At 39.6% G+C, this 3,461-nt stretch carries 3 protein-coding genes; 2 read left to right on the top strand and 1 reads right to left on the bottom strand.

The features are described 5' to 3' along the window. Positions 1-193 precede the first annotated feature (193 nt). Positions 194-370: a hypothetical protein gene (locus DXC01_RS21545; RefSeq protein WP_330427725.1), complete on the top strand. Its 177-nt coding sequence runs from the start codon at positions 194-196 to the stop codon at positions 368-370. Positions 371-813: 443 nt separating this feature from the next. Here DXC01_RS21545 and DXC01_RS19810 read toward each other — a convergent pair whose 3' ends face one another. Further along, complete coding sequence (locus DXC01_RS19810; protein ID WP_118699684.1) at positions 814-1,992, bottom strand: MFS transporter; 1,179 nt, start codon at positions 1,990-1,992, stop codon at positions 814-816. 396 nt (positions 1,993-2,388) lie between these two features. Here DXC01_RS19810 and DXC01_RS19800 point away from each other — a divergent pair, with 396 nt between their 5' ends. Further along, the gene (locus DXC01_RS19800) at positions 2,389-3,291 is read left to right on the top strand and encodes an AraC family transcriptional regulator (RefSeq protein ID WP_118699682.1); all 903 of its coding nucleotides are present in this window, start codon (positions 2,389-2,391) and stop codon (positions 3,289-3,291) included. Positions 3,292-3,461: the final 170 nt, after the last annotated feature.

Genomic DNA, 3,461 nt, shown 5'->3' with positions numbered 1-3,461 from the left:
TGCGCGCCTAACTCATCACTGGAAGTAACGAGAATGCGGCGCGCAGTTATTCAATTCAAAAAATATGTTTGATGCACGGCACGGAAGTCAACTATTACAAAAAATGTTCCAGACAGTGGAAAATATCATTCACCTGATTGATAAAGATGATATGTCCAAATACCTTCTATTTTTAGAGGATGTCTTCCCATATATGGAGAAATACCACTACCAGAAAGGTATGAAAGAAATTATCCGGGAATTGAAACAACTTTTGAAAGGAAATAATCATGGCACCTCTTCTGACCGTGCACTGTTGCTGGATTACCAGGCAACAATGGAAACAAAACCAGAAAAAGCCATCAAGCTGGAAAAAGAAGCACTTGCGTAAATCAAAGAAACCACAGACGGTAATGCCCACCTTGTTTCCAACCTTCATGCCAATCTTGGAGGTCTTTATCGCATAAACGGTCAGACAGAATTTGCAAAAGGACACATGGAAAAGGGTATCTTGCTACTGGAACAGTATAAGCTGCTTTACACCAATGACAGTATCCCGCAGATCAACAATTACGCCGCCTGATTACAGCAAATATCTCACAGGCTAAAACCCATTTCAAAAAGGCTATAAAAATCTATGAGGATGTCTGGGCAGATGAGCCGGAATTGATCGAAGAAAAATATCAGGAAATTCAGGAATTGTACCCACAGATTAGTATCGCACTGGCCAAAGGTATCTTGGCTTCAATAAATAAACAGGAATAAATTTACGGCGGACATCATTATCCGCCGTTGACTATTCTCAGCCTTTTTCCCACTTTTTGGAAAAAGATTTCATTTATGATCCTTTTGCCTTGCAAAAATAAAAAGCATGATTAATAAAGTAACCGGGAACAAAAGTCCAACCCCCATACCCGCACGAATATTGTCTCCAGCACTTTGTGTAACACGTCCAACAATCCCCGGACCTATGCTTCCACCCAGATCCCCCGCCATAGCAAGCAAAGCAAACATAGCCGTTCCACCTGCCGGAAATCTTTCTGATGAAATACTGATTGTGCCGGGCCACATAATCCCAACAGAAAAGCCACAGATAATACATCCAATCAAACCTGTTATCGGATTCGATGAAACAGAAGCCAGCAGGTAGCATATCACACATAAAATTCCGGATCCGGTCATAAATTTCATCAGGTCCATTTTCGCACCATATTTTCCGAAAATCACACGACTGATTCCCATTGTAACAGCAAACATGCAGGGACCGGCCAGATCGCCAATTGTCTTTGACAGCCCCAGGGCAGCCTCTGCATAAGCAGATGCCCATTGTGCCATAGCCAGTTCTGATGCACCGGAGCAGATCATTAAGCATATAGAAAGCCAGAAAAAAGATTTGCGAAACAGTTCCTTTATTCCCATCCCCTGCCCCTCATCTACAAAATGCTCAATCGGGCAGGTTGCAAAATTATAGATATTTATGGCCGGAACAAGTGCCCATAAGACAGCCAGCCATTTCCAGTTGTCCATGCCAAACACTGCAAAAAACAGTGTGGAGATCACAATCGTACCCACTGCTCCCCAACAATAAAAAGAGTGAAGCAGACTCATCGTTGCCTCTTTGTTATCAAATGGACACGCCTCCACGATCGGGCTGCAAAGCACTTCAATCAGACCACTTCCGACTGCATATACAATCACACTCAGGATAATTCCGACAAACGGTTCCGGCAAAAGATCCGGCATAAAAGCCAGACCCACCAATCCTGCTGCGGAACATACCTCAGAAGCAACAATACAGATACGATACCCTATTTTGTCCACAAACTTTGCACAAAACAGGTCTACCAACAACTGTGTAAGGAAAAAGCAGGTAGAAATCAATGCGATTTTTCCAAGTGTAATCTGATAATCATGATGAAATTTTAAAAATAACAATGGTGCAAAATTAGCTGCAATTGCCTGTGTAATAAATCCCATATAACAGGCTCTTTTTGTTTTCTGATAATTTGGCATAGTCATCACTCCTTTTGTTTTCTACAACATATTTTAATCACATTTCCATCCTCACACAGAAAGCATCCTTCATAATTTCCCGATATATAACGAGGCTCATAGTTAACGGTAAATCCTGCCTCTATCAGATCGAGCATTAATTCATTTACTTTATTCGTACTGTCTACATATATAGAAAGACTCTTTCCGGATACAGAATTCTCTATCTTCACCATTGTTTTCATAAAATATCAGGAATCACCATCCTTATTTTACTTTTATGTAACCATTTGAACATCATGCCCTTTCACCTCATTTCTTATTGAATTATATATTATAATTCTATTGTTTTCATTGAATTATTTCTGATATTTATTGTATAATATCGTAAAGTATGTTTCAAAGAAGGAAGTTTCTATGAATATAAATACAACCTATACGAAAATCATTACAGATGAAGATCTGATGGAGGCAGTTTTGCACGGAAGCAATAGCTATCCTTTCCAGTTTTATTATGAAGATCTGTCAGTTTTTGATTTCAACTGTATCGAATGGCACTGGCATACAGAATTGGAATTTATTTTTATTGAATCCGGAACCGTTACTTTATGGATTGGAGAAGACCGATTTAATTTAACCGAAGGAAATGGGATCTTCATTAATACAAAGGTACTCCATCGCCTTTATTCTCCATCAAAAGCCATCATTCCCAATTTCGTATTTATGCCTTCTTTTATTGCCCCTCGCGACAGCCTGATTTATCAGAAATATATTCTTCCGATTATTTCTTCCCCACTGCCATTTCTCATATTTCATAAAGAAATATGCTGGCAGGCAAAGGTTTTATCTGTCATGCGGCAAATTATTTCTGCACAGGATTCCGTTTCAACCAAAGAACTCCTTACCAGTTCTCTCCTTCAGAATCTCTGGCTGGAGATATCTGAAAATACCGACATTTCATACCCGAAAGAACACCAGGAGTATTCCACTGCTTCTCAAGCCCGTTTACAGCTCATGATGCAATTTATCCACCTGAATTACTCACGGAGTATCTCATTGGATGACATTGCAAAACAGGCAATGGTCAGTAAGAGTACCGCTTTGAATCTGTTTCGGAAATATTTACATATAACGCCGGTTAACTATCTCATTAATTACCGTTTAAAACAGGCCGGTCAGTTACTTTCAAAAACCGAGAAAAAAGTCAGTCTCATTTCTTCTGAGACAGGATTTCATAACGTTGACTATTTCTGCAGATTATTCAAAAAACGCTACAAGTTAACCCCAACAGAATACCGGAAACAGAAACACTTTCTGTAAACCCGTTTGCCATATTTCCCGAAAGAAAAGGCACCTCCACGGTTTTATGGAGACGCCTTTTTGATATGATTCATCTTCCTCATAATATTATTACAAATCAAATTCATACATAGTGAACTACTCGGCAACAAGTTACCAGAGCATCTGAAATCTGGCGGGATACCGCCTTT

It is taken from the genome of Blautia sp. OM07-19 (assembly GCF_003481595.1).
GTDB classification, from domain to species: domain Bacteria; phylum Bacillota; class Clostridia; order Lachnospirales; family Lachnospiraceae; genus Blautia_A; species Blautia_A intestinihominis.
Note: the sequence above shows the minus strand (reverse complement) of the source record. Positions and strands in the feature narration are given on the sequence as shown.

What these genes read in the sequence shown, in the direction of transcription:
- DXC01_RS21545 (WP_330427725.1), top strand. Translation starts at nt 194, where the DNA reads ATGGAGAAATACCACTACCAGAAAGGTATGAAAGAAATTATCCGGGAA.
- DXC01_RS19810 (WP_118699684.1), bottom strand. Translation starts at nt 1,992, where the DNA reads ATGCCAAATTATCAGAAAACAAAAAGAGCCTGTTATATGGGATTTATT.
- DXC01_RS19800 (WP_118699682.1), top strand. Translation starts at nt 2,389, where the DNA reads ATGAATATAAATACAACCTATACGAAAATCATTACAGATGAAGATCTG.